Source organism: Atopostipes suicloacalis DSM 15692 (assembly GCF_900129085.1).
Classification (GTDB): Bacteria; Bacillota; Bacilli; order Lactobacillales; family Carnobacteriaceae_A; genus Atopostipes; species Atopostipes suicloacalis.
The window spans coordinates 13,696-39,218 of the sequence record NZ_FQUF01000023.1; the positions used below are offsets into that span (position 1 = coordinate 13,696).

24 protein-coding genes and 1 other annotated feature are annotated in these 25,523 nt (G+C 36.7%); of the genes, 5 read left to right on the forward strand and 19 right to left on the reverse strand.

Annotated features, from left to right (window positions below; translation table 11 throughout):
* Window position 1: 1 nt before the first annotated feature.
* Complete coding sequence (locus BUB96_RS07515) at window positions 2-697, reverse strand: GDSL-type esterase/lipase family protein (protein WP_073298264.1); 696 nt, start codon at window positions 695-697, stop codon at window positions 2-4.
* An 85-nt stretch (window positions 698-782) separates the two neighbouring features.
* Here BUB96_RS07515 and nth point away from each other — a divergent pair, with 85 nt between their 5' ends.
* Window positions 783-1,460, forward strand: coding sequence for an endonuclease III (gene nth, locus BUB96_RS07520; RefSeq protein WP_073298265.1), 678 nt, complete (start codon window positions 783-785; stop codon window positions 1,458-1,460).
* Between the two features lie 195 nt (window positions 1,461-1,655).
* Here nth and BUB96_RS07525 read toward each other — a convergent pair whose 3' ends face one another.
* From BUB96_RS07525 to BUB96_RS07565, 9 genes are all read right to left on the reverse strand, one after another.
* Window positions 1,656-2,075, reverse strand: a complete 420-nt coding sequence (locus tag BUB96_RS07525) for an Hsp20/alpha crystallin family protein (protein ID WP_073298266.1) — start codon at window positions 2,073-2,075, stop codon at window positions 1,656-1,658.
* A gap of 847 nt (window positions 2,076-2,922) precedes the next feature.
* Window positions 2,923-3,390: a Dps family protein gene (locus tag BUB96_RS07530; protein WP_073298267.1), complete on the reverse strand. Its 468-nt coding sequence runs from the start codon at window positions 3,388-3,390 to the stop codon at window positions 2,923-2,925.
* Window positions 3,391-3,487: 97 nt separating this feature from the next.
* Window positions 3,488-4,729 (reverse strand): MFS transporter, encoded by a 1,242-nt coding sequence (locus tag BUB96_RS07535; RefSeq protein ID WP_073298268.1) that lies wholly within the window; start codon window positions 4,727-4,729, stop codon window positions 3,488-3,490.
* Between the two features lie 26 nt (window positions 4,730-4,755).
* Entirely contained in the window at window positions 4,756-5,391 is a 636-nt protein-coding gene (pyrE, locus tag BUB96_RS07540) for an orotate phosphoribosyltransferase (RefSeq protein WP_073298287.1), read from the reverse strand.
* On the reverse strand, window positions 5,384-6,130 hold the full coding sequence (gene pyrF / locus BUB96_RS07545) for an orotidine-5'-phosphate decarboxylase (protein ID WP_073298269.1): 747 nt from the start codon (window positions 6,128-6,130) through the stop codon (window positions 5,384-5,386). Before pyrF ends, pyrE begins: the two co-directional genes overlap by 8 nt.
* 800 nt (window positions 6,131-6,930) lie before the next feature.
* Window positions 6,931-8,421, reverse strand: coding sequence for an N-acetylglucosamine-specific PTS transporter subunit IIBC (gene nagE, locus BUB96_RS07550; RefSeq protein WP_073298270.1), 1,491 nt, complete (start codon window positions 8,419-8,421; stop codon window positions 6,931-6,933).
* 386 nt (window positions 8,422-8,807) lie between these two features.
* Complete coding sequence (locus BUB96_RS07555; protein WP_159431731.1) at window positions 8,808-9,422, reverse strand: CAP domain-containing protein; 615 nt, start codon at window positions 9,420-9,422, stop codon at window positions 8,808-8,810.
* A 217-nt stretch (window positions 9,423-9,639) separates the two neighbouring features.
* Window positions 9,640-10,131, reverse strand: a complete 492-nt coding sequence (locus BUB96_RS07560; protein ID WP_143274299.1) for a hypothetical protein — start codon at window positions 10,129-10,131, stop codon at window positions 9,640-9,642.
* A gap of 158 nt (window positions 10,132-10,289) precedes the next feature.
* Window positions 10,290-12,251, reverse strand: a complete 1,962-nt coding sequence (locus BUB96_RS07565) for a heavy metal translocating P-type ATPase (RefSeq protein WP_073298273.1) — start codon at window positions 12,249-12,251, stop codon at window positions 10,290-10,292.
* Window positions 12,252-12,546: 295 nt separating this feature from the next.
* Between BUB96_RS07565 and BUB96_RS07570 the strand changes: the two genes are divergently transcribed.
* Window positions 12,547-13,401, forward strand: a complete 855-nt coding sequence (locus BUB96_RS07570) for a fructosamine kinase family protein (RefSeq protein ID WP_073298274.1) — start codon at window positions 12,547-12,549, stop codon at window positions 13,399-13,401.
* 215 nt (window positions 13,402-13,616) lie between these two features.
* Here the strand turns inward: BUB96_RS07570 and BUB96_RS07575 are convergent, their stop codons facing one another.
* The 9 genes from BUB96_RS07575 to BUB96_RS07620 form a co-directional block, all read right to left on the reverse strand.
* Window positions 13,617-14,804, reverse strand: coding sequence for an amidohydrolase (locus tag BUB96_RS07575; protein WP_073298275.1), 1,188 nt, complete (start codon window positions 14,802-14,804; stop codon window positions 13,617-13,619).
* A 65-nt stretch (window positions 14,805-14,869) separates the two neighbouring features.
* On the reverse strand, window positions 14,870-15,688 hold the full coding sequence (locus tag BUB96_RS07580) for a MetQ/NlpA family ABC transporter substrate-binding protein (protein ID WP_073298276.1): 819 nt from the start codon (window positions 15,686-15,688) through the stop codon (window positions 14,870-14,872).
* A 25-nt stretch (window positions 15,689-15,713) separates the two neighbouring features.
* Entirely contained in the window at window positions 15,714-16,394 is a 681-nt protein-coding gene (locus BUB96_RS07585; RefSeq protein WP_073298277.1) for a methionine ABC transporter permease, read from the reverse strand.
* A gap of 12 nt (window positions 16,395-16,406) precedes the next feature.
* Complete coding sequence (locus BUB96_RS07590; protein WP_073298278.1) at window positions 16,407-17,477, reverse strand: methionine ABC transporter ATP-binding protein; 1,071 nt, start codon at window positions 17,475-17,477, stop codon at window positions 16,407-16,409.
* Between the two features lie 636 nt (window positions 17,478-18,113).
* Window positions 18,114-18,368 (reverse strand) — a binding site (T-box leader).
* A 494-nt stretch (window positions 18,369-18,862) separates the two neighbouring features.
* Window positions 18,863-19,270, reverse strand: coding sequence for a PTS sugar transporter subunit IIA (locus BUB96_RS07600; RefSeq protein WP_073298280.1), 408 nt, complete (start codon window positions 19,268-19,270; stop codon window positions 18,863-18,865).
* A 29-nt stretch (window positions 19,271-19,299) separates the two neighbouring features.
* Window positions 19,300-20,106: a PTS system mannose/fructose/sorbose family transporter subunit IID gene (locus BUB96_RS07605; RefSeq protein WP_073298281.1), complete on the reverse strand. Its 807-nt coding sequence runs from the start codon at window positions 20,104-20,106 to the stop codon at window positions 19,300-19,302.
* Complete coding sequence (locus BUB96_RS07610) at window positions 20,093-20,983, reverse strand: PTS mannose/fructose/sorbose/N-acetylgalactosamine transporter subunit IIC (RefSeq protein ID WP_073298282.1); 891 nt, start codon at window positions 20,981-20,983, stop codon at window positions 20,093-20,095. Before BUB96_RS07610 ends, BUB96_RS07605 begins: the two co-directional genes overlap by 14 nt.
* Window positions 20,984-20,996: 13 nt before the next feature.
* Window positions 20,997-21,482 carry a PTS sugar transporter subunit IIB gene (locus BUB96_RS07615; protein WP_073298283.1) on the reverse strand — a complete coding sequence of 162 codons (486 nt, stop codon included), beginning with the start codon at window positions 21,480-21,482 and terminating at the stop codon, window positions 20,997-20,999.
* Window positions 21,483-23,264, reverse strand: coding sequence for a glycoside hydrolase family 35 protein (locus tag BUB96_RS07620; RefSeq protein ID WP_073298284.1), 1,782 nt, complete (start codon window positions 23,262-23,264; stop codon window positions 21,483-21,485).
* A gap of 154 nt (window positions 23,265-23,418) precedes the next feature.
* Here BUB96_RS07620 and BUB96_RS07625 point away from each other — a divergent pair, with 154 nt between their 5' ends.
* From BUB96_RS07625 to BUB96_RS07635, 3 genes are all read left to right on the forward strand, one after another.
* Window positions 23,419-24,129 carry a GntR family transcriptional regulator gene (locus BUB96_RS07625; protein WP_073298285.1) on the forward strand — a complete coding sequence of 237 codons (711 nt, stop codon included), beginning with the start codon at window positions 23,419-23,421 and terminating at the stop codon, window positions 24,127-24,129.
* A gap of 32 nt (window positions 24,130-24,161) precedes the next feature.
* Window positions 24,162-24,878: a GntR family transcriptional regulator gene (locus tag BUB96_RS07630; protein WP_073298286.1), complete on the forward strand. Its 717-nt coding sequence runs from the start codon at window positions 24,162-24,164 to the stop codon at window positions 24,876-24,878.
* A 90-nt stretch (window positions 24,879-24,968) separates the two neighbouring features.
* Window positions 24,969-25,523: IS30 family transposase (locus tag BUB96_RS07635; protein WP_143274300.1), on the forward strand; the 555-nt coding region annotated here is incomplete at its 3' end.

Here is a 25,523-nt window from a genome sequence, read left to right on the forward strand (position 1 = left end):
TTTATTGATTCATTTGCTGATAGAAAATGCGGGCTATTTCTTCTGTACCTTCAGCGTTTGGATGCAGACCGTCAAAAAAACATTCGGGATGGTCCATGGTTTGCTTGGTCATATCGACAAATTCTAAGTCGTGTTCTGACGCAATATCTTTGATGGTGTTACGAATAGGATGAATAATTTCCGGATCAATGGAACCTTCGAATACCGTTTCTAAAAATACGGTTGGCGGGGATGCGAGAATGACTCTTGAAACACTTTTTAAGTTTAAATAATTTTCAAGTAAGTTTGTATATTCTTTTTTAAATGCTTCGGAGCTTTGCCAATTCGTTGATTTTGTATCGTTGGTACCTAACATGATTAAGACAATATTTGGTTTAAATTCTAAGCTTTCTTGATAAGCGTCTGTGGTTTCATAAGGGAAATCACTGGATGATTGGGCCGCATAATTGGAAGCTCCAAAATTTTCAACGAGGTAGTCATCGCCGAGTAAATCATTTAATTTGGCAGGGTAACCTGTGTCGCTAGAATATTCGGCCGTAATGCTGTCACCGACTGCTGCCACTCGGATCGCATCTTCGTCTCCTTGTGTAGATTCTTCTTTGTCATTTTGATGAACTGCTCCACAAGCACTGATTAGAAAAAAGAAGATAAATAAAATAGTGCGGAAAAATCTTTTATTTGTAGGTTGTCGTTTCATTGGCGCCTCCTTTTTTGTGTCTTTGGTTTATATTTCTTAATAAACAGTTTACAATAGATTGAAAGAAGTAGAAAGGGTCGATATTGTGTCAAAGGAATTGTTGTTAAATAAACAAGAAGTTCAAGAAGTCGTTAAGGCGATTATTCGAATTTATCCAGAGTCTGGAACGGATTTACATTTTGATTCGAATTTTCAACTATTGTGTGCGGTCATTTTAAGTGCCCAGACTACTGATGTGGCGGTGAATAGAATATCGTCAAAGTTATTTGAAAAATTTCCAACTCCTGAGGCCATGGCTGCCGCTTCATTGGATGATCTTCGAGAAATTATTCGCAGCATTGGGTTATCCAATAATAAATCCAAATACTTAAAGAATATGGCGAATGTATTGGTTGAAGAATTCAATGGGATTGTTCCAGATAATCGAAAAGATTTAATGACCCTTCCAGGGGTTGGTCGAAAGACGGCGAATGTCGTCTTAACGAATGGCTTTGATATGCCTGCTTTTGCGGTAGATACTCATGTGAAGCGTGTGAGTCAAAAATTACATTTTGTCCCTGCCGACTCTTCTGTGCAGGAAATAGAAAATCTTATGATTGAAAAACTTCCTGAAAACTTGTGGTATCAAGCGCATCATTCAATTTTATTATTTGGTCGCCATCAATGTGTGGCGCGCAAGCATGACCATTCAAAATGCCTTGAGCGCATAAAAAAAGCTTTGCCGGAAACAGAGATAGCGAAAACAGCTTTTCAAAAATTATAGAGCTTAGCGGGATCATAAATACATCGTCATTAATTGGATTAGCCACTGTTTCAACTTCTTGCGGTACATCATTTGGATTATCGTGACGCGGTATCTATAAGATTCAAAGTTTGAGTCACAATCATGGTCTTTTATAAAAATTTAAATACAATGATGAAAAGGACTAGCCCTCAATGGCTAGTCCTTCTTATTTGATTATTGAATATCAATCTTTTTCGTGTTTTGACCATCGGTTTCTGTTTTTGGTAATTGAACTTTTAACACGCCGTTATCGAATTCAGCGGTAATATTGTCTTCGTCAACATCTTTAATTAAAAATTGTCGGTTATAGGATCGACTTGAGCGTTCTCGGCGAATGTAGTTACTTTCATCGTCTTTTTCTTCTGTGCTTGTTTCTTGTTGAGCACGTATAGAGAGCACGTCGTTTTTATAATCAAGTTCAATATCTTCTTTTGCCAAACCAGGTAAATCTGCTTCTACTGTGTAAGCATCTTCATTTTCTTTAATGTCTACATTGAAGTTGCCTGTGTCTGCAAAGAATCGATCAAAAGAGTCCCCCATAAAGTGTCTATTCATATCCATAAAGTCACGTCTTGTTGGGAATAAATTATTCATACGCTCTCCTACTTTCTATTAAATTTTATTGTAGTGTTTCTCTTTACTACATGTCTATTTTAACTCTCTCTAAAAAAGCTGTCAAAGAAATCACTTATCTATATTAGATATTTTTATGTGAAGTTCCAGCGCATACGAAGCGAGGATATAAACGTGAAGAAGGTTTCTATCACAAACAAAGCCAAAATATAAATAGGGTGGTGACTGTCGGTTCGCACAAATTATGAATATTTGCGGGCTGGAGGTTCTTATCGCACACAAATTGGGAATATTTGCGCGCTTGAGGCTTCTATCGCACACAAAGCGGGGATATTTGCGCGCTTGAGGCTTCTATCACACACAAAGCGTGAATATTTGCGCGCTGGAGGTTCTATCACGCACAAATTGCAAATATTTGCGCGCTAAGGTTCTTATCGCACACAAATTGGGAATATTTGCGCGCTGGAGGTTCTTATTGCGCACAAATTGGGAATATTTGCGGGCTACAGGTTCTTATCACACACAAAGCGGGAATATTTGCGGGCTGGAGGTTCTTATCACACACAAATTGGGAATATTTGCGCGCTGCAGGTTCTTATCGCACACAAAGCGTGAATATTTGCGGGCTGGAGGTTCTATCACGCACAAATTGCAAATATTTGCGCGCTAAGGTTCTTATCACACACAAAGCGGGGATATTTGCGGGCTGGAAGCTGTATCGCACACAAATTGGGAATATTTGTGGGCTGGAGGTTTGTAGTGCTACGACAAAGTTGGAGTCATAAAACGCCTTTCTAAAAAAGCAGAGCACTCTTTCACCATCATGGTGAAAGAATGCTCTGCATCTATTAATATTCAGTTCAGCGTTTTAGTGTTCTAAACCTGGAGCTTTTCCTAGGTCTCCTTGAATCATCCAGATACGTTTGTCCACGTCTCCCTTGATGGCTATTAACATATCTTGTGAAACTAGGTCATTTTCTTCATCTGAAATTTGAATACCTTTTTCTAAGGTATCTGCTATTTTCTTGTAGTTTTCAAGTAATCTAGCTAATTGTTCCTCGATTGTGTGGTCAAAAGTTCCCTTAGTTTCTTCTAGTTGTGTGTTTTCATGAAAGGCTTGTAACGTAGAATAAGGTGCGCCATCTAATGTTACGAGTCGTTCTGCTACTTCATCTACCTGATCGTCAATATCGTCAATAAAGTCATCTAGTAATGGATGGTAGAATAAGAAACCATGATCCCGCATATACCAGTGAGTTTGATGAACGATTACACGCATTGTGTATAAATCAGCTACAATTTGGTTCAATATATCCTTTGTCTTTGAATAAACCATAATATGCAAAACTCCCTTTTCTTTTATATTTAATAACCACTTCTTAATAATTATTATAACTAAAAGAAAAATAATAATCAAGAATTTGTACTCGTATTTAATGATTTTTCAAGGAATAATTTTCAATCGGTTGTACGGCCTTCATATAGTTTTCTTTTTTAAGATCGGGGATACTTAACATGGTCAATAAGCTCAAGACATAGAGACTGGCCAAGAACAACATAACCATTGGAACGCCCGACTTTTCTAGAATCATTCCAATTATGACGGAAGAAAAGCCTCCAACTGCTCGTCCTACATTTAAAATCGTGTTATTCGCAATGGTGCGAATACGCTGAGGATAGAGCAAGGTGGTGATCGCTGCATAGCCGGTGAACATCCTATTAACAAAGAAACCGACGATGGCACCACCTAGAATCATCATCCAAGTTGTGTTTGCAAGGGTGAACAAGTAAACCGAAATAGCTGAACTTATTAGGAAAATACCGAAACTTTTTCGTGGCCCAATGCGATCGAGTATTTGACCGAAAACAAACATGCCTAAACACATTCCTAAAATTGTGGCAATCATCCATTGTGAAGAATCACTAACGGAAATACCTAATTGCGTCTGCATCATGGTCGGCAACCAATTCATCATTCCGAAGTAACCCGCAATTTGGACGGTCGCCATCATCATTAACGAAAGCGTCAATCTACTTAGCTCGGGAGTCTCGAATAATTCTTTAATCTTTGGCTTATTTTGCTCAATTTTCGAATTCGCTTCTGCGCCTCGTTCTGTAATAGTTTCTTCATCGATAAAGAAGTGTGTCCAAAGAACCATTCCAATCGGTAAAAAGCCAAAGAGAAATAAACCACGCCAACCTAACGATGGCGCAATGAAAGCTGCTAAAACAGCAGCGGAGATTGAACCAATTTGGCCAACAATTCCATTTAATGAAGAAATTCTCCCCATTTTTTCTAGAGGAACAATGCCTGCCATTATAGAAATCGCTACCCCATACTCTCCACCTACCCCGATTCCGGAAATAAATCGTAAAAGATAGAGGATATATACATTATCCGCAAAATAAATTAAGCCGGTTGCCAAACTATAAATAAAGACAGTAAACTTAAATACATTAAATTTATTGTGTCGGTCTGCTAAAACCCCAAAAAGCAAACCGCCTAGAAGCATCCCCAAGTTTGTAATTGTCCCAATCCAACCCGCTTCCGAACCGGATAAATTTAAATCTGCAATAATACTAGACAATGAAAAAGATAGAAACATTACGTTCATATCGTCTAAACCCGAGCCTATAATCGAGGTGGCCAGTGCCCGTTTATCATTTGTCTTCATTTAAACATCTCCTCGTCCTTCTTCAATTATTCTACTTCTTTTGACCATGTTTCTGGATCTTTATACCAGGCATTCAAGGTCTCTTTATATGGCAATAATTCCTCGTCCGCAGCCGCCACTTCAATCAGTTCCGGATAACCAATCAACGTATGTAAATCATACGTCTGCTTTTCAAAAGCCTCATGACCTTTTTGAAGCTCGTAACTAAAAATCGCTGCCGCTCCCAGTACCTCACCACCAGCTGCTGTAACCTTTTCAGCCGCCTCGATTACACTTTTCCCAGTACTAATCAAATCTTCTACCATGACCACTTTTTGTCCTTCTTCAATCCGTCCTTCAATCGCATTTTTCTTCCCATGCCCTTTGTTATTTGAACGAACATACACCATCGGCAAATCCATTTTATCCGCAATAATCGCAGCATGCGGAATCCCCGCTGTCGCCGTTCCAGCAATCACCTCAACCTCAGGATAATGAAATTGAATAAGTTCCACCAGTTCCTCTTCGATAAATGACCTCACTTCAGGAAAACTCATAATAAGGCGATTGTCGCAATAGATTGGTGCTTTCAGTCCGCTTGCCCAAGTAAAAGGGTTAGCTGGATTTAAAGAAATAGCTTGAATATCCATTAAAGCTTTAGCAATTTTTTGTGTTTTATTGATTATCATTTGATTGAACTCCTTCTTTTAAAGTTTTTTCCCAATCGTTTTGAATTTTTTGGTAAGTTTCAAAAGGATTTTCGGCTTTAGTAATTGGTCTGCCGACGACTATGTAATCACTACCTCCTAAAGCTGCTTGCTTTGGGGTTGCTATTCGTGTTTGATCGTCTGTAATTTTTGTTTCTAGGCGGATACCTGGAGTAACCGTTAAAAATTTTTCTGAAATTTCTTCATGAATGATTTTGGCTTCTAAAGGAGAGCAGACAACTCCATCCAATCCCGCTGTATTCGCCAGTTTTGCATAATCTAAAATACTTTCTTCTAAAGAAAGAAAACTTTTCTGTTCTTTTTTAAACGCTTCTTCAGATAAAGAGGTTAACTGTGTCACAGCAATCAATCTTGGTCGTGTTTGACCGGGAGGGGTTCCTTGTTCTAACCCTTCTCTAGCTGCTTCCATCATTTTTCTGCCACCTTGGGCATGAACATTGACCATTCCTACCCCTAATTGAGCTAGAACTTTCATTGCTTTTTGGACGGTATTTGGAATATCGTGTAGTTTTAAGTCCAAAAAAATATCGTGATTGGAATCAATAAGATCAATCACGATATCAGGACCGCTGGAATAAAATAGCTCCATTCCAATTTTAATATTTAATTTTTCATCGCCAAAAGAAGTAAGAAAAGCATGAACTTCAGACGCTTTATTAAAATCTAATGCAATAATCGGCTTTCTTTTTTCCATGATTTGTCCCCTCTCTAAAATTTCCAACAATACTCTTTCATCCAATTCTCATTTATTGTTGGCCAAACTTTAGATAGTATAAAGGGTGTTTTTTGGTTTGTCAATTCTTTTTTGGAAGTTTTTTTATAAGATTTACTGAGATTTCTTTAACTTCTTCCGCAAAGCTCATTTATTCTCTCTAATTGATTAAATAAAGGAGAGAAATCATGTTAATAAAACCACGCATGAAATCCATCAATCATTTTGTTTTAGAATTTATGAATTATCGAATGAGGTTACAGGTTGAGGATAACAGAAGATACTAGAATCAAATGAAAGGCTTGCAAGGTGAGCAGCTGTTTAATCAGTTGATCAATCACTCGCAGCTGATTATTAGAGTGCTGAATCAAAAAATAATTAGATATTCTAATGGACCAATGACTTATTATAAAAGATGATTCTTTTTAAAGGGTTATCCTAAGAAGTGGGGTTCAGTTTTGCGCTCACTTGTGAGGATAGAGCCGTTACCCTAAAGAGTTGGAGCTAGTTTTGCGCTTACTCCTGAGGATAGAGCCGTTACCCTAAGGAGTTGGAGCTATTTTTGCGTTAACTCCTGAGGATAGAACCGTTACCCTAAGGAGTTGGAGCTATTTTTGCGCTTACTTCTGAGGATAGAACCGTTACCCTAAGGAGTTGGAGCTATTTTTGCGTTAAATCCTTAGGATAGAATACTTTTGATTCTAAATTTCACTTAAAATCAAAAAAACAGCTCCCTTTCATTTGTTTTCTGAAAGGGAGCTGTTTTTATTTTTAAAGATGGATTATTTCATTCGAAGCTTTTCAATTTCATCTGCTACAAATTGAACTTCTGTTCCAACGATCACTTGAATATTGTGATCGCTTGTAATGTTGGTTCCTGGAACTCTTGCTTCTTTGATGCGTGCTTCGTTGACTTGGTCCATGTCGTTGACATCCACACGTAAACGAGTCGCACAATAATTGATGGTGTCCACATTATCTGGTCCACCCAAACCGTCTAAAATAATTTGAGCTTGTCTTGTAAATTCTGAGCCATCTTGGGAAGTTGCTGCAGCTGGTGCTGTACCAACTCCTGCTGTTGCTGTTGCAGGTTCTTCTTCCATTGATGGTCCCACTTCGATTCCTCGTCCGGGTGTTTGAATATCGAATTGAACGATTGCCCAACGGAAACCGAAATAGTAAATTAAAGCAAAGACGAGTCCTTGTAGGAATAACATAATTGGTTGGTTCGCTAAGGGCAAGTTGAAGGATAAGAAATAATCAATAAATCCTGCACTAAAACCAAAGCCTGCTGTCCAACCGAAGAAAGCTGAGACAAATAAAGAAACGCCTGTAAATATTGCATGTAGTAAGTACAATTGTGGTGCAATAAACATAAACGCAAACTCTAATGGTTCTGTAACTCCAGTTAAGAAAGAAGCAAAACCAGCAGCGACCATTAAGGAAGCAGTTTCTGCTTTTTTGTCTTCATCGGCTAGTTGATACATCGCAAATGCAGCAGCAGGTAAACCAAACATCATTACAGGAAAGAAACCGGCTTGGTACATTCCAGTTACACCTAATTCTCCAGTTCCTGCCCAGAAGTTTCCGATATCATTAATTCCTGCCACATCAAACCAGAAGACCGAGTTAAGTGCATGGTGTAAACCGACTGGAATGAGTAAACGGTTAAAGAAGCCATACAAGCCGGCTCCGACCGCACCTAAGCTACTAATTCCTGTACCAAAGGCAACCAATGCATTATAAATTGGTGGCCAAGTAAACATTAAAATAAAAGTTAAAAATAGCATAGTAACCGCTGTTAGAATAGGCGGTAAGCGACGGCCACTAAAGAAGGCAAGCGCTTGTGGTAGCCGCGTTTTACTAAATCGATTATAAATAGCTGCGGCGATTGCACCGACTAAAATACCAATAAATTGGTTTTCAATGTTTCCAAAAGCTGCATCGACTGCTTCGACATCAATTTGTTGAAGCATAGCCACACTATCTGGACTTAAAAGATTGGTCACTACGAGATAACCAACCAGCCCACTCAGCGCCGAAGCCCCGTTTTGGTCTTTAGACATTCCAAGGGCTACACCGACTGCGAATAAAATAGGCATAAAGTCAATTAAAGAGCTACCTGCTGTAATTAAAAAGGCAGCAACGGGGCTTTCGCCACCCCAACCTGAAGGGTCAATCCAATAACCTATTCCTAGTAAAACAGCAGCTGCTGGTAAAACAGCAACCGGAAGCATTAAGGAACGACCAATTCTTTGTAAATATGACTTCATTAATTTTCCTCCTAAAATAAAATGGAATTAAATGAGTACAAAAATATTACCGAAAATGGCCCCCTCTCTTATTTTTTCGGATGTTTGCTTCTTAGTTTTTATTTTAATTTTTTCTAGATGAATTAAGCAATAAATCGAAATAATAACTGATCGTATAAAATTTTTCCATAATTTTGAAGCGTAACATCCTTAATCCGAAAAGAAAGCGTTTTCTTTTCAGGCTTTATTATAGCAATATTATAAAATCATATCAACTATTCCTCGAAACGACTGCTCTCCTTATTTTTTCCTGAAGATCCTTCGTGTTTATGAAAAAGAGGGGACGGATAAAGTCAAATGGACCTATCTGCCCCCAAAAGGAATGAAGTTTTTAGTTTTGATTATTTTTAATAGAGAGGGGTTCCAAATAGTTGCGTGAGGTACAAGTATTCGCCGTCATAATGAACGCCTACGCCAATTTCTGTGTATTCTTGTTGAACCATATTTTCATAGTGGCCTTCACTTTCGACCCAACCTTCAAACAAAAATTTCGCCATTTCTTCTTCAGGCAAATAATATGTGCCCATGGCTAAATTTTCTCCGGCTCGTTTATAGGGGTAGGAAAGATTTTCTGTTTCAAAAACGGTAAAGGCATCAGAACCATCTGGACGCGTGTGGGAAAAGGATTCTTCTAATTCGACAGCGCGCACGTAAGCTCCCACTCTTAAGTCATCGTTTGATTGGAGTGTGGATAACTCTTGTTTTTGGCGTAGTTCATTCGTTAATTCAATAATTTTTTCTTCGATAACTTCATTATTTACTTCACTATTTTGAGTAGAAATTACAGGTTTTGTTTCTTCAAAATCTTCAGACTCTTCTGAGGCGGAATCAATTTCTCGTCTTTTTTCTGGTATAGGTCTTTCAATAATATGGTCTATGGTATTGCGATCCGGTAAATATCCCACAATGGTTTCGAGGACATTTCCAGCTTTTGTCCCGGTTAGTATGCCGGAAAAAGCCATCCAAAAACCTAAGATGAATACCAAAATTAGACTGAGTATTTTTCTTAAAAGCTTCATAGTCTCAAACCTTTCTTATTGGAGTCGTCTCATTTAAATATACAGGTCTGAAAAAGAAATACAAGTCTAATCTTTTCCTTTTTAAAAATTAAAATCACCCAATCTTTTTTAGACTGAGTGATTTTATCCTTATACATTAATTTTTTTGCTTTACTCGTTATTAGTCAATGATTTCATTCATTAACAAGCCATCATTTTTAAGGTCAATGATTTTTAGACGGTTTGTTTTTTTAATGTAGATTGTTTTGTAGGCTTGTTGGCCATCGTCTTCAAAAACAAAGATTCTTTTTCCTGGGTTGTCTACCACTAAGTGTGAAGTATAGTCATCAGGATTAAAGAAATCTTGAGCAGAAAGTTCTTCATATTCTTCATGGTCAGAAACGTTTTCTGCGCTCTCTAATTCTTCTTCATCCGCTGAAGCCATATCGTCATCACTCACGTCCTCATCAGATGCTTCCTCTGAGTCTGTGTCGGATTCGTTTTCTTCACTTTCTTCTGTATCTTCTGTTTCTTCAACAGTATCTGTATCTTCTGCGGTTTCTGTATCTTCTGTTTGATCCGTTTCAGGTGTTAAATCTTCGTCCCCTGAATCTGTGTTGCCACAAGCTGCTAATACTAAAGACAAACTTGAAGCGATAAGTAATTTACTCATTTTTTTTCTCATCATCTTCCTTTAAAATAAATTGGCAAGTTTTTGCCTTAAATAAGGTAATATAAAAAAAAAATTAATAAAAGATTATGCATTTATTTCAGTAAAAAAGTAGGACTTATTCTTTCAAAAAAGTCCTACTTCAAAATTATTATATAGTCTTAATCTGCTTTCAACAAACGAAGTCCATTTAAAATGACCACTAAGGTACTTCCTTCATGAACAATCACACTGATTGTAATATCTGATAATCCCAATAAACTGACTGTGACCAAGAAGACCACAACAGCCAGCGCAAAAATAATATTTTGCCAAATGACTCGAGTCATTTTTGTAGATGTTTTATGCGCTTTGACGAGTTTTGACAGATCATTTTGCATTAAAACTAAATCAGAAACTTCAACAGCTACATCTGTCCCGTCTCCCATCGCAACTCCAACATCTGCATTCACGAGCGCTGGTGCATCATTAACACCATCACCGACCATGGCAGTAACTCCATATTTTTTCTTTTGTTCATCGATGATTTTTGATTTATCTTCTGGTAAGACATTTGCACACACTTCATCAATCCCTAACTGTTTAGCTACAGCTTCACCGGTCAATTTTGAATCACCAGTAATTAAGGTAGTATGCACGCCTTGTTCTTTGAAATAACGAATAGTTGAGAGGGCTTGTTCATTCGGCACATCCATTAAAGCGATTAAGCCAATGACTTCCTCATCCGCGCCAACATAGACAACAGTTTTCCCTTCTTTGGACCACTCGGTATTCAATTGTTGGTACTCGTCTGGAACACTATCAAAAGATGACGGTTTTCCAATTCGATAATTTATCCCTTGATACGTTCCTTCTAATCCTTTACCAATCTGATTGGTCACTTCAATCTTCATCGTATTTTGAACATCGAATTTTCTTAAGATGGCGTCGGCTAATGGATGGTTTGACTCTTTTTCAAGGGCGACGATAATTTCGATCATTTCTTCTTCGTTGACTGACTCAGAGAATTCATAATTCGTAACTTCAGGTTTTCCGGTGGTAAGTGTTCCGGTTTTATCAAAAGCGATCGCGTCAATACTAGCTAATTCGGAAAGAAACGCACTCCCTTTTGAAAGAACCCCTTTTTTCGCTAAATTCGAAGTCGCAGATAGGGTTGTAGATACTGTAGCGGCCGCTAAAGCACACGGTGAAGCCCCGACTAAAACAACCAATCCACGGTAAAAACCTTCTGTCCATGTCCAATCGAATAAAATGGGCGTTAAGATCATAAATAAGGCGACACCGATTAAAACAGTATTTACATATTTCGGTTCAAATTTTTGAATAATCCCAGCTGCTTTTGTCTGATTATCTTGGTTTTGATTGACCAATTGTAAAATCTTGGAAAATACTGTATTTTTGGTTTCTTTGGTTACTTCCATCGTGAACGTTCCTGTACCATTAATGGTACTACCAAAAACAGCATCTCCTTTTGATTTTTCTTTTGGAATACTTTCTCCAGTGATCGAGGCCTCATCAATAGAAGAAGTCCCTGTTAAAATTACACCATCAATAGGTACTTGATCCCCATTTAATACTTGAAGATGATCTCCTATCCTTAATTCGCTCACATCAACGGTTTTTGTTTTTCCATCCGCAGTGATTAAGCGAGCAGTGGTTGGATTCATTTCAAGGAGTTGACTAATTTCTCGTTTACTTTTTCCTTCAGCATAATGTTCAAGAAAATGAGCACCTGAGAAAATAAGGATTAATAACGCTCCTTCCATAAAATCACCCAAGAAAGAAGCCCCAATAGCAGCTAAGCCCATCAATAAATGCGAATTCGGAGTGAATCTTTTCTTAGCTTTCGTATGCTCAACCGTCTCCGCAATCCCCTCTAATACCACAACATGATAACCCGCTGTTATCGTAGCCAAGGAAAAAAGAACATTTTGTACTATTTCATTTTGATTAAAAAATAACGCAATAAGAGCTAATGCCAATCCAACAAAATACAAAACAACCGGCATCTTCCCATGATCATGGTCATGGCAGCTCCCGTGGTCGTGTTCATGACTATGCTCTTGTTCCTGAACACGACTTTGATTGCGTCTTGTATTCTCCTGTTCATTACTTCTATCCATTTTTCTATCTCCTTTAAAATCTATTTTAATATATTTAATCACTAATTAAAGCAAGTTCGTCTACGATTTTCCTTAAATATGTAAATCGTAACCGTTCTTGTTTACATATGAATTCTTATTCATATGTTCTTGTGTATATTATAACAACATTTTTAGATTTATCAATAGATAAGCTTAAATAAACAATATTTTCTTAAGATGGGTGACAATTGAAAACTTTCCTTCTTTATGGTAGTTTTGCTTCAACTAGAGAATTACATATTTTTCGCTGAATAGAATAGAAAGGACGTTACGAATGGACAAACAATGGATTGAACAATTACCCATCTCTTCTATCGAACAAGTGAAAGCTGTCGGTGGTGGGGATGTAAATGAGGCGTATCAAATTGATACATCAAAACAAAAATATTTTTTACTCATACAACCCAATACGTCTAAAGAATTTTTTATCACTGAAGCTGCAGGACTTGAGGATTTACAAAAGGCTGGCATTACCGTACCTGAGGTTTATCATGTCGATGAAATCAATGGAGATGCTTATCTTTTAATTAGTTTTTTAGAAGAAGGACCTAGAGTAAATTACCGAGACCTCGCAAAAATGATTGCTAAAATGCATCAAGCGACTAGTGAGAATGGGCTTTTCGGATATCAATATCCCCATCAAGGTACAGATATTAACTTTGATAATGATTGGACTGATTCTTGGATTGAACTTTTTATCGAAAGACGTCTAGATAAATTGCGGGATGCTCTGGTTAAGAGTAATAAATGGAATCAAAAACAAGTACATACCTATGAACAGGCACGCAAAGTCATTCTCGAAGAATTGACAGAACATGCAAGCCAGCCTTCCTTACTGCACGGAGATTTATGGGGTGGGAATCATATGTTTTTAGAAAATGGCGAGCCTGCTTTGTTTGATCCAGCACCATTTTATGGAGATCGTGAATTTGATCTTGGGGTTACTACGAGCTTTGGTGGATATTCTCAAGAGTTTTATACAGCTTATCAGGAATTTTTACCCATGGCAGCGGGTTATGAAAAACGGTTAAGCTTTTATCGTTTATATGTTTTTATGGTTCATTTATTAAAATTTGGCGGAATTTATGAAAGCCGTGTGGATCAAACCCTTCAAGAAATTCTTCCTTAGTAAGGAAGAGTGAATATTCAATTCATTTTGACTAATTTTCGCAGGCTTGGACGTGAAAACTTGAATTCGCGTCCAAGACAGTGGGAGCTTGGACGCGAAAACCTGATTTGGCTGCCAAGCCACTCATTTTTCCCCTGCCAAAAGAAATATTTCTATTTTAAACATAAAAATGCAGCCTTTCTATCTGAATAGAAAGGCTGCATTTTTCAATCATTTTAACTCAAAAAGTCTAACGCATACCGTACATGGATTTCTGTTGCATAGGCTAAACCTCGCTCATCAATATCAAATTTCTCATGATGATGGCCATACCAAGTTTCTTCATCTTCTAAATTTCGTGTTCCAACACGGGCATAAATGCCTGGAGCGGCAGCTAAGAAATCTGCAAAATCATCTGCACCCATACTTTTTGGTAAATCTGTAATCACATTTTCTTCGCCAACCATTTCTGCCGCTAATTTAGCCGTTCGTTTTGCCGGCTCTTTGTCATTAATGAGGGGTGCAGCTGCATCGTAATTTTCAAATTCAATTGTACAGCGGTGCGATTTCGCAACATCCCGTGCGATTCGTTCTACAGCTTCCAAGACAAAAGCACGCGTTTCATGACTAAAGGTACGCACCGTCCCTTCAAGCTCTGCATGATTCGCCACGATATTGTAGCGTGTTCCAGCATTCAAAACACCTACCGCCACAACAACGTTATCCAGCGGGCTCACTTCGCGTCCCACAATACTTTGAAGTTCAACCGTAATCGCCGCTGCCGCAAGCAAAGCATCGATTCCTTGATCCGGTCGACCAACATGAGCACTTTTACCATGAACGTTGATTTTAAAAATATCACAAGAAGCATTGGTCGCACCCGCTACAGAAACGATTTGACCAACCGGTACACTCGAATCCAAATGCAAACCAAAAACTTCATCCACATTTTCCACAAAGCCGCCTTTTACAAACTGACGAGCACCCGCCCCAATCTCTTCTGCTTGTTGGAACGCCAATTTAATCGTTCCCGCAAATTTATCTTCATGCGCTTTTAAAATCTTGGCTGCACCTAATAAAGCCGACGTATGCCCGTCATGCCCACAAGCATGATGTAAACCAGAATATTTCGATTTATATTCGACCTCTTTTGCATCTTCTAATTCTAAAGCGTCAATATCCGCACGCAAAAGAATCGTTTTACCCGGCCCCCTTTGCCCTTCGATCGTTCCAATCACTCCCGTTTCCCCAACCGCTTCATAAGGAATCTCTAACTTCGCTAGTTCTTCTTTAATCCGTTTAATCGTCTCAAACTCTTTCAGGCTTGGTTCTGGATGTTGATGAAAATATCTTCGTAGCGCCACAACCTCTGCTGCCCCCGCAGCCACTTCCTCTTTAATGTCAATTCCCGCTAATGTTGTCAATTTTATCTCTTCCTTTCTAATTTTTCAAAACCCTTTCTTCTTTCCGAAATGTCCACCCATTAAAATTACTGATTCCAGACAGGAATAGAGGAACCCTTCGATGTTTCTTTGAGGACTTCAATGGTATCTTCTGCTTGGAAGGCATCGATGATTTTTTGATAAATTTCGTTGTCGGCATCTTCAGCTCTGGCGACGATAATATTTACATAAGGATCAGAATCATCATTCACTGGTTCTAAAAAAACAGAATCTTCCGTTGGGACAAAACCATAATCTACTGCCATTCCGGAATTAATGACTGAAGCTTTTACGTCTTGGAGTGCACGGGCCGTTTGTGAAGCATCTAATTCCTCGATTTCTAAGTTAAGTGGATTGTCTGTGACGTCATTGACAGTGGGTGTTGTGCCTGTATCTGGATCAACGGTAATTAATCCCGCTGTTTGTAGCAAAAGAAGCGCACGACCACCATTGGTTACATCATTTGGAATCGCAATCGTGTCGTTTTCTTCAATCTCATCCACTGATGTAATTTTATCGGAATAAATACCTAGAGGAGCAATATATGTATCTGCAATTGGTACTAAATCCGTCCCATTATCTTCATTAAAAGACTCTAAAAACAATTTATGTTGGAAAGAATTTAACTCGATTTCACCTTCAGCCAGCGCATTATTGGGTTGCGTATAATCCGTAAATTTTACTAATTTTGCTGAAATCCCTTCATCTTCCAACTTCTCAATGACAAAATCCCAAACTTCATTATCTTCTCCAACAACCCCAATTCGCACCGTCTCATTTTCTTCCGCACCTGCTCCACAGGCAACTAACACCGCTCCAACTAGAAATAACCCCACCGATAAAATCCGTTTTTTAAACTGTTTCATTTTTACCTTCTCCTTTTTTTATGTATTAATGACTCGTCTTTTTAACAAAATGATTTCCAATAAATTGACTCACAAAAACAATTATTAAAATAATCCCTGTTGCAACTAAAGTCACATCCGTTTGGTTTCGGTTGTACCCTCGCGCAATCGCCAAGTTTCCTAAACCTCCGCCTCCAATCGCTCCCGCCATCGTCGTTAATCCGATAAGGTTTACAATCGTTACGGAAGAAACGCGGATAATAGAAGGAAGCCCTTCTTTTAAATACACCCGAAAAATAATTTCTATAGGAGAAGAGCCCATGGATTCTGCCGCTTCTATTACTCCTTCGTCTACTTCTAGTAAGGCATTTTGAATTTGTCTGGAGTAAAATGGAACTGTCCCTACGACCAAAGGAACAATCGCTGCAGTTGTTCCAATCGACGTCCCTACAATTAAACGAGTAAGGGGCGCAATTAAAGCAAGCATTATAATAAAAGGAACCGATCGAAAAACATTCACGGCTCGTTCTAAAAAATTGTAAATCCGGCGATTTTCCAAAATCCCTCCTTCTTCAGTTACCACTAATGTAATTCCCAAAAGAATCCCGAAAACACTAGCAACTAAAGCTGTAACAACAACCATATACAAGGCTTCCCAAATACTTTCAACAATTTCTCCTTGAATATCGATTACATTTGGAAAATAAGTTTCTAAAAATGTGCTCATCTCGACTCCCCCTTAAATAATCTCTTCTTCATTCAATGCAATCACTTCTTGTTGATGCTCAATTATTTTAACCGTTACATGGTTGGCTTTTAAGTAAGCCATCGCTTCCTCTCGCCGTTCTATCGAACCAGAAAAAATTACAATCAAGTTTCCAATTGGTGTATTTTGTAAAATTTCTACATTTCCATATAAAATATTTGTGGTGATCCCAAACCGAGCATACAAACTAGCAACAAGAGGTGAACTAGTAGTTTCACCTACATAAGTAATGCTCGCTAATACATCATCTTTGGATAAATTCAATAATGTTGGATGATTCAAAACCTTTTCAGCGGCTTGATCAATATGTGTCGCTGTATGAATAAATTCTTGAGTTAGGCTTTCTTTAGGTGCTGTAAAAACAGAAACGAGATCTCCTTGTTCCACCACTTCGCCATCTTCCATAACTGCTACCTTATTACAAATCTCTTTAACAACTTCCATTTCATGCGTAATGATAACAATCGTTAAAGCGAGTTTTTTGTTTAAATTTTTTAACAATTCTAAGATAGAAGATGTTGTTTTAGGGTCGAGCGAACTCGTTGCCTCATCACACAATAAAACTTCCGGATCATTTGCCAAGGCTCGAGCAATCGCTACTCGTTGTTTTTGACCCCCGGACAGTTGTGAAGGATAAGCTTCTTTTTTATCTGCTAATCCCACCAACTGAAGCAACTCCTCCACTTTAGCGTTTACCTCCTCTTTAGATAAATCTGTTCCGCGTAAAGGGTACGCCACATTTCCTGCCACCGTTCGTTGGCGCATGAGATTAAAATGCTGAAAAATCATCCCTATTTTTTTGCGCTCATTTCTTAATTTATTTGGCGACAATACCGATAAATTCTGTCCATTCACAAAAACTTCGCCAGCTGTTGGGCGTTGCAGCAAATTAATTGTGCGGACTAAAGTACTTTTTCCTGCCCCACTGTAGCCCACTATGCCATAAATGTCTCCTTTTCCTACCGATAAAGAAACATCCTTCACCGCTTGCACACTAGTCTCTTCACTTTCAAATGTTACCTCAATATTTTTTAACTCAATCATCTAAATTCTCCTTTCCAAACAAAAAAGCGCTCGTCCAAATAACCAGATTTCTCTGATTAAAAGGACGAACGCTTCCGTTCATGTTACCACCTTTATTTGAATTTACTTCACAGTAAATTCCTCAACAAGTACGCTTAAATACTCTGGCGCTATAGTGGGCGCACCCATGATAGCCTTATGAATCTTCATCCACTTGGTATCTTCTGCTTCGAGTCCATTTTCTATTTACTCAAACAAACCTGCTCTCACCTCATCAGGCTCTCTGTCATTGCGTTGTTGTAAATATACTCTACTCGTCATTACAGATTATATTTTATATTTTTGAAATTTTGCTAAAAAACTGCTCATATTATGGGGCTCGCGTGCGGGAAACTCTGTCCACGTGTGAGCGAAGTGACCTCGCGCGCCGGCGTTCTCTTCCGCACGCGAGCGAGGCTATTTTGAATGCGCTCGAACGCGGGCGCTCTTCTCCGCACGTGAGCGGGACTACCTCGAACGCCGACACTCGCCTCCGCACGCGAGCTGCACTCTTTTATACCAATAGCTCTTAAAGTAAAACCTAAATTAATCAAATAGTACACTAAATCCATAAAAAAACGTCCTTAAAAAAATTCTATTCTTTTAAAACAGAACTTTTTTAAGGACGATCTAAATTCATCGTGTTACCACCTTATTTTGCATGATTATTGCTAAACATGCCTCAAACAGTACACAAAATCCTTTTACACTTTGTAAACTGTGCCACTGTAACGGGTGGACCCGTAGTAAACTTACTAAAGCTCGTTTACTCCATTCAAAGACCATTTTCCATTTATTCTTTCTTGCCTGCTCCCACCAACGCAAGCTCTCTGAGAAGACTCCCTAAATGTACTTTTCTTTTCAAATTGTTTAAATTGCTTAAATTAATATTTTCTCATCAAAAATTCATTTTGAACTTGTTTAATACTATACTCAAATTTAAAATACTTGTCAACTGTTTTTCAACAAAATTTATCTGGCTGTCATTAACATATGATAATGTCTCATTAATTAACAAATGAAAATGTCCCAAAAATATATTACTCTAGTCTTTTAAGGATTGGAGTGTAGAAATGGGAATAAAATTAAATATGTTTGAAGAAGAAAAATATAAAATCATTAAGAAAGTAACGAAACAATATTTTCCCAAAAATTATTGATATCAAAATATTTTCTTTTCCGTAATTAGCTATAAATATTTATTATTATTTACTTATCATCCATACCAAGCGTACCTAAAAAAATAGATACTTATCTTGTTAAAAGATAAGCATCTATTAAATAGTGTTCTTCTAAATCTAAAACACATCTCTAATTTCTAAGAAAATACACTGAATGAATTATATAAAAAATGACATTTAGCATATTTATTCGTCTTCATCATCAAAATCTGCTTCAACTATAAGTTTATTAACATCAACAATTCCTTTTTGAGCATCATATAACACATCAGGCTCTTCACCAACTAATAACGCATTCATATAACTAATAATCATTGGCATATTCATACCCGAATACAATTTCATTTTTGCATCTTTCATGATCTTTTTAGAAACTATATTTGCCGGTGTTCCTCCTAAAAGATCAGCAAATACAGTAACCTCTCCCTCTAATTGTTGAAGGATACCATCAAATTTTTCGGTAAATTCTTTCTCTCCCTCATTCGGTAATAAGGAAACGGTATATATATTTTCTTGTGGACCTAAAATCATTTCAACACTTTTCTTTAATTCCTCAGCAAAACGTCCGTGACTTACTAACAACAACTGCTTCATTCATTTCATTCCTTCACATCTTTTAATATTTAACCAACAATTCCGAGGGCAGACAATGCAATAGAAACAATTAAAACAATAAAAATAGCTTTTGTTGAAGTCATTTTTTCTTTTCCTAATAACCAATATATTGCCCCTACCACTAATGCCGGGATTAATCGTGGCATTATCATATCTAAATTATTTTGTACATCAATCGTTAAACCAGCGATGGTTGGTGCCCATGCAATTTCTACATTTACCATGGTTGCAACCAAAGCTCCTACCATAAACACACCTAACATTGTTGCTGCATCAGTAAGAGCAGATAGACGATGTTGCATTGTCGTAACAAGTTCTACTCCTTCTTTATAAGCAAATTCAAGTTGTTGCCATCGGAAAAACATAACGCCAAAATTGACAACCATCCAAATTATGGCACCTATAGGATTTCCATTAATGGCCATATTAGCTGCTAACGCTCCAAAAATAGTTGGTAATAATGCTCCAAAAATTGAGTCGCCGATTGCTGCAAAAGGACCCATTAATCCAGCTTTTAAACCTGCTACTGTATCTTGAGCATCGATTCCTTCTTTTTCTTCAATCGCCATATCAATACCCGTTATTACGGTATTAAAGAAATTACTAGTATTGAAAAATTGGGCATGTGTTTTCATCATTTCTTTTAATTCTGGTGTGTCATCCCCATACATCTTTCTTAATTGAGGAAGTATGGTATATAAATATCCTGAACCTTGCATACGTTCATAGTTCCATCCAAGTTGAAAACCGAATAAACTTCTTTTGTTAATTTGTTTAAAATCTTCTTTTGTTAATTTATATTTAGAGTTCGTCATCTTCAATTTCCCCCTCATTTGATGTTATCCCACTATTTTCAGTAGGTACATTTGGTGTCTCTACTGTACGTTTGTATTCTCTAAATGCTAATGCAAAACCAATTAAAGCAATAGCTAACATTGGCATGCTGATGAATCCGTTTGAGAAGTCCTCTACTACACTTCCTACAGTATCACCAAGTAATTGAATATTTCCAAAAACTGTTGTTAATAATGCAGTTATTACAAATCCTAAAATTAAATATGGCATATGTTTTTTTACTGGTAAATATCTTAATAAGACTGCAAAACCAACTGCAGGCATAACTGCACCTGCTACTGATAACCCATCTCCAAGCCATTGTAACTGATTATTTAATACGCTTACAAGAGAATTAACAAAACCTCCACCAAAACTTAACGCTAAAAATACTGGGATTGCTCGTGATAACCCCCATGAGAGTGCTCCCATTAAGAAGTTTCTCTCAATTCCTTTATAATCCATTTCTTCAATTTTTGTATCGATACGGTTTGCAAAGAAAGTATTTGCAAATCGTCCAAGTATGTCCATTTGAATCATTAATCCTGCAACTGGAACAGCGATTGCAGCAATTGCTTGTTCAGGATCCATTCCAATCCCTACAGAAAATGCTGTAGCTATTACTGTACCGGAGTTTGCATCAATTCTTGACGCTCCTCCAAAAGTCCCAACCCCTAAAACAGTCAGTTGCATACTTCCTCCAATAATTAGACCAGTTGTAACATCTCCCATAACTAAACCAGCAATTAAACCAGCAAAAACTGGCTGAGCTAAACCTGTATACACTTGTAATTCATCAAGAATTTGATAACCTGCATAAAGCGTTAATATTAGTATTTGCCACCATTGAATAGCCATTTTTCATTCCTCCTTATTTTCTATTATTTAATAATTTTACAAAATCTTCTCTGCGGTCCCCTGGTACCATCTGTGCATTAATTTGAATATTTTTTTCGACTAACTTTTCAAAAACTTTTATGTCTTCATCTGTTACATTAATGGACTTAGTTATAGATTTTGTTTCATCTGTTTGCGACATATTTCCTACATTAATTTCCTCAATAGGCACACCCGCTTCAATCAATTTTAGATATACTTCTGGATTTCTAGCAATAATTAATAAACGTTGTGAATCATACTTCCCAGCTAAAATGTTATTTGCTGCTTTTTCTATTGGTAAAACACTTAATTTCACACCAGATGGAGTAGCTAATTTAAGTCCTTGTTTTTCAATATTATTTTCTGCTACTGCATCATCTACGACCATAAAACGACTAATATCTAGTTTAGTTGCCCATAGATTTGCAACCTGTCCATGTACTAATCTTCCATCTATTCTTGATCCAATAATTGCCATTTACTTTTCCTCCATTTTTTTATATTTTGGTTCTTTTTCTAAACTGATTGTTTCTGCCCAAGTGCCTTCTGTTTCAAAAATAACAATTTCGTTTTCACCCTTACTTAAAAGAGCTTTTGAAATATATAAAGAAAGTGTAGGTCCTATTTCCCAGAAACGACCAATATTAAATCCATTAATCAATACGATTCCTTTTCCGAATTTTTCCATATTTATAAACGTATCTTTTACCTCATCAATTTCAAAAGTATAACGATAAAATGATGGGGTATTTTCAATCCATTTTTCTTTGTAGTTAATTGATAAAGGGTCTGAAAAGTCTATACTAAATTGTTCCCAATCCAACATGAAATGTAAATCAGACATAATCCCTGTACGTATTCCTTTGTTTTGTGTATCAGCTAATAATTTATGCCCATAATTTACGCGTCCCATATTCTCAACTAAAATATCAATTTGGTTCAACTCTTTTTCTTGCGCTACATTTATCTTTTCTCCAATTTCGGTTTGATATTGAGTAGCTATCTTTTCTTCATTAACATAAAATTGAAGTCGATCTCTACCATCAATCACTCGATATGTTTCTTCTTTACTGTCTTTTTTTATTTTTGTTCTATACAAAACGTATCCATATTCTTGCCCTAACTCTTCCATACTTTGAGGATATCTAGATGTTTTCTTATCTGCTATATCATCAACAATTGAAAACAGACTAACTTTTTCTTGCAATGGAATATTTTGAACTTCCATTGAATCTTTTATTAACGGTTCTTTAGTTTTTATTTCTGGAAACATTTCTTTCATCATTTTTTGTAAGGCATAGTATTTTTCAGTTGGGTTTCCTTGTTCATTTAAAGGTGCATCATAGTCATAGGAGGTTATCTGATGAAGGTCAATTTCCCCTCTTGCAGAACAACCATTCATAAACCCGAAATTTGTACCCCCATGAAACATATATAAATTGATACTACCTATCTCTAAAGCTTCTTTTACATCTTCTGCTAAATCGTTCCCGTCACGTCGAACAATTGCTTCTCCCCAGCGATTGAACCATCCGTCCCAAAATTCCATTACCATTAAAGGCCATTTTTTTCCATGTTCTTCTTGAAAAGATTTTAAATCTTCAAAATTTTCTTTTGAGCGAGAACCAAAGTTACCCGTTGTTAAGAGATTTTCTTCTAATAAAGTCCCTGCTTCTTGAGTAGCTTTCCAAGGACCATCGGATGTGAATATAGGAACAGTAACACCTAAATCTATCATCAAATCATATAAGAACTTTAAATAATCTTTATCCTCACCATATGATCCATATTCATTTTCTACTTGCATCATAAGAACAGGACCACCTTGGTCAATTTGTAAAGGTGTCAGGATTTCAAAGAGTTTTTCGTAAAAACTTTCTACTTTTTCCATAAAATGAGGATCTGAAGAACGAATACGCATTTCTTTATAAGTAAGAAGCCATGCCGGAAGTCCTCCAAATTCCCATTCTGCACATATATATGGTGAAGGACGTAAAATCACATATAAATCTAAACTTTCTGCTACTTCAACAAACTTTTTAATATCATAACGACCCGAGAAATCAAATTGACCTTCTTTTGGTTCATGAATATTCCATGGTATATACGTTTCTACTGTATTAAAACCAAGCGCTTTCAAATTAAATAATGAATGATACCAATCTTCTGGTAGTATTCTAAAATAATGAATCGCTCCGGATATAATTTTAAAAGGCTGTCCTTCTAATAAAAATTCTTCTTGGACCTCAAATTTTTTCATCTATCTATTTTCCTTTCTATAGCGCTTTCAGTTAATATATTAACATACTAAGCATAGAAGTCAAGCAACTTACTATATTAAGTTGCATTAGTAATTTTAAGCGATATCAGTTATTATAGTAAGTAGAGAATACATCATAAGGTGGGTGATAACATTGGCAATTCCAAAATACCAACAAATTAAAAATGATCTACTAAAAAAAATTCAGAGTGGTGAATTTGAAAGCGGTGATCGTTTTTATAGTGAATCAGAGTTAGTAAAAATGTATAATGTCAGTTCCATCACTGTCATTCGAGCAATACAGGATTTAGCTAGTGATGGATATTTAGTCAGATATCAAGGAAAAGGGACATTTGTCTCGCGATCTCGCAAAAGAAAATTGATTGAATTCTCAGATATAGAAGTATTTGCAGGAAAAACAGAAACTGTTGAAGTTCTTAGTATTCAAAAAGAAGATGATTCAGAGATACAGGATAAATTAAAACTGAAACAAACAGAGAATTATTACAAAATTATACGAGTACGGAAAGTGGATGACAAACCTTTTTTTGTTCATTTTTCTTACATTCCTTCTCAATTTATAAAAGAGGATATATCAGATATTAGTTATTATGATTCAATTTATAGCCGCTTTAAGAGTGATTTTAATATTCATATGTACGATGAAGCTTCCCGCGAAGTAGATTATATTTGCTTCCCTACTGATCAATATATCGCAGAATATTTAGAAATGGATAAAAACGAACCAACCGTGAGGCAAGAAAAGACAACTGTTTTAAAAGATGGGACAGTAGCTGAATATGTCATAAGCTACAAAAAATGGGATTTTTATAAAATTGAACTTTCAGCCTTTGCTGAAGAATAAGTATTTAAATTTAAAATTAAAGGTGGATAAGGATGGAGCAATCTTTATATATTCAACTAAGTGAAAAATTAATTGAAAAGATAAAAGAAATGGAGGTCGGTCAATTATTACCTTCAGAAAGAAAACTAGCTGAAATATATAGTGTCAGTCGAACTACTGTGAGACTTGCATTAGATAATCTAGAAGTTAGGGGTTATATTTTACGACAGCACGGCAAAGGAAGCATTGTCGTTGATTATCATAAATCTTTAATTAACTTAAGCGAAATGTACAGTTTTACAGAACAGATGAAAGCACTCGGACAAGAGCCCAGCACAAAATTAATTAGCCATTCTATTATTGACGCCAACGATAAACTTAATGATATTTTCTTAAATAGTGAAAAGAAGTTTATTAAATTAATTCGATTGCGATCCAGTGATGGGGTTCCTATGATGTATGAAGAGAGTTTTATTCCCTTTAGTAAATTCCATGATATCAAAATAAATGATATCAAAGAAAGATCACTTTATGATATTTTCAAAGAAGATTTTGACGAAGTGGTAAAACTAGCACAAGAAGAATTTTCTGCAGATCTTGTTAGTAAAGAAGCAGCTAAGCAATTAGATATAAGTCCAGATTCAGCAGTTCTACAAATTTATCGAACAACAGTTAATATTAAAAATGAAACCATTGAGTATACAGAAAGTAAAGCTGATCCTAGTAAATTTAGTTACCGTACTATCCATCATAATCATATTGAATCTTGAATTGTAAAATTAAGCTAGAAAAATAAATAAACCATTTATGGTACACTCAAAATAAATTTCCAACCAAGAAAATTAGGAGAGTGACCACAAATGGCCTACACACATCTTACCAAAAAAGAACTCGGATGGATAGAAACTTATTATGAAATTGGATTAAAACCCTATAAAATCGCTAAGAAACTTGGACGTTCAAATCAACCGATTTATAACGTTATTAACTTCCTGAAAGAAGGGAGAAACGTTAGTGAGTACTACGATCGTTATAAACAGAACAAAACAAGATGTGGTGCAAAGAAAAAGACTTTTACAAAAAAACAGACTGAATACATCAAAAATCGAGTGACTGACGGTTGGACACCAGATGTTATTATGGGTCGAGGAGAAAAAGACCTCGGCTGTTCCATGTCTACACTTTATAGACGATTCAAAGATAGTGCACTGTTTGATGTAACGACGTTACCTATGCAAGGAAAACGAAAACCCAATGGCCACCAAGAAACTCGAGGAAAACAAGGAGACAAAAGAACTCTTGACGATCGAAAGACGGCTTATCCTTCTTATAAAAATGAATTTGGCCATCTAGAGGGTGATACAATTATCGGTAAAAATCATAAGAGTGCAGTTATTACCTTTGCCGAAAGAGTG

What these genes read in the sequence shown, in the direction of transcription:
- BUB96_RS07525 (WP_073298266.1), bottom strand. Translation starts at nt 2,075, where the DNA reads ATGAATAATTTATTCCCAACAAGACGTGACTTTATGGATATGAATAGA.
- BUB96_RS07630 (WP_073298286.1), top strand. Translation starts at nt 24,162, where the DNA reads ATGGAGCAATCTTTATATATTCAACTAAGTGAAAAATTAATTGAAAAG.
- BUB96_RS07580 (WP_073298276.1), bottom strand. Translation starts at nt 15,688, where the DNA reads ATGAAACAGTTTAAAAAACGGATTTTATCGGTGGGGTTATTTCTAGTT.
- BUB96_RS07610 (WP_073298282.1), bottom strand. Translation starts at nt 20,983, where the DNA reads ATGGCTATTCAATGGTGGCAAATACTAATATTAACGCTTTATGCAGGT.
- BUB96_RS07585 (WP_073298277.1), bottom strand. Translation starts at nt 16,394, where the DNA reads ATGAGCACATTTTTAGAAACTTATTTTCCAAATGTAATCGATATTCAA.
- nagE (WP_073298270.1), bottom strand. Translation starts at nt 8,421, where the DNA reads ATGAAGTCATATTTACAAAGAATTGGTCGTTCCTTAATGCTTCCGGTT.
- BUB96_RS07565 (WP_073298273.1), bottom strand. Translation starts at nt 12,251, where the DNA reads ATGGATAGAAGTAATGAACAGGAGAATACAAGACGCAATCAAAGTCGT.
- BUB96_RS07570 (WP_073298274.1), top strand. Translation starts at nt 12,547, where the DNA reads ATGGACAAACAATGGATTGAACAATTACCCATCTCTTCTATCGAACAA.
- BUB96_RS07560 (WP_143274299.1), bottom strand. Translation starts at nt 10,131, where the DNA reads ATGAGTAAATTACTTATCGCTTCAAGTTTGTCTTTAGTATTAGCAGCT.
- BUB96_RS07515 (WP_073298264.1), bottom strand. Translation starts at nt 697, where the DNA reads ATGAAACGACAACCTACAAATAAAAGATTTTTCCGCACTATTTTATTT.
- BUB96_RS07620 (WP_073298284.1), bottom strand. Translation starts at nt 23,264, where the DNA reads ATGAAAAAATTTGAGGTCCAAGAAGAATTTTTATTAGAAGGACAGCCT.
- BUB96_RS07600 (WP_073298280.1), bottom strand. Translation starts at nt 19,270, where the DNA reads ATGAAGCAGTTGTTGTTAGTAAGTCACGGACGTTTTGCTGAGGAATTA.
- BUB96_RS07555 (WP_159431731.1), bottom strand. Translation starts at nt 9,422, where the DNA reads ATGGCTTTTTCCGGCATACTAACCGGGACAAAAGCTGGAAATGTCCTC.
- BUB96_RS07530 (WP_073298267.1), bottom strand. Translation starts at nt 3,390, where the DNA reads ATGGTTTATTCAAAGACAAAGGATATATTGAACCAAATTGTAGCTGAT.
- pyrF (WP_073298269.1), bottom strand. Translation starts at nt 6,130, where the DNA reads ATGGAAAAAAGAAAGCCGATTATTGCATTAGATTTTAATAAAGCGTCT.
- BUB96_RS07535 (WP_073298268.1), bottom strand. Translation starts at nt 4,729, where the DNA reads ATGAAGACAAATGATAAACGGGCACTGGCCACCTCGATTATAGGCTCG.
- BUB96_RS07605 (WP_073298281.1), bottom strand. Translation starts at nt 20,106, where the DNA reads ATGACGAACTCTAAATATAAATTAACAAAAGAAGATTTTAAACAAATT.
- BUB96_RS07615 (WP_073298283.1), bottom strand. Translation starts at nt 21,482, where the DNA reads ATGGCAATTATTGGATCAAGAATAGATGGAAGATTAGTACATGGACAG.
- BUB96_RS07590 (WP_073298278.1), bottom strand. Translation starts at nt 17,477, where the DNA reads ATGATTGAGTTAAAAAATATTGAGGTAACATTTGAAAGTGAAGAGACT.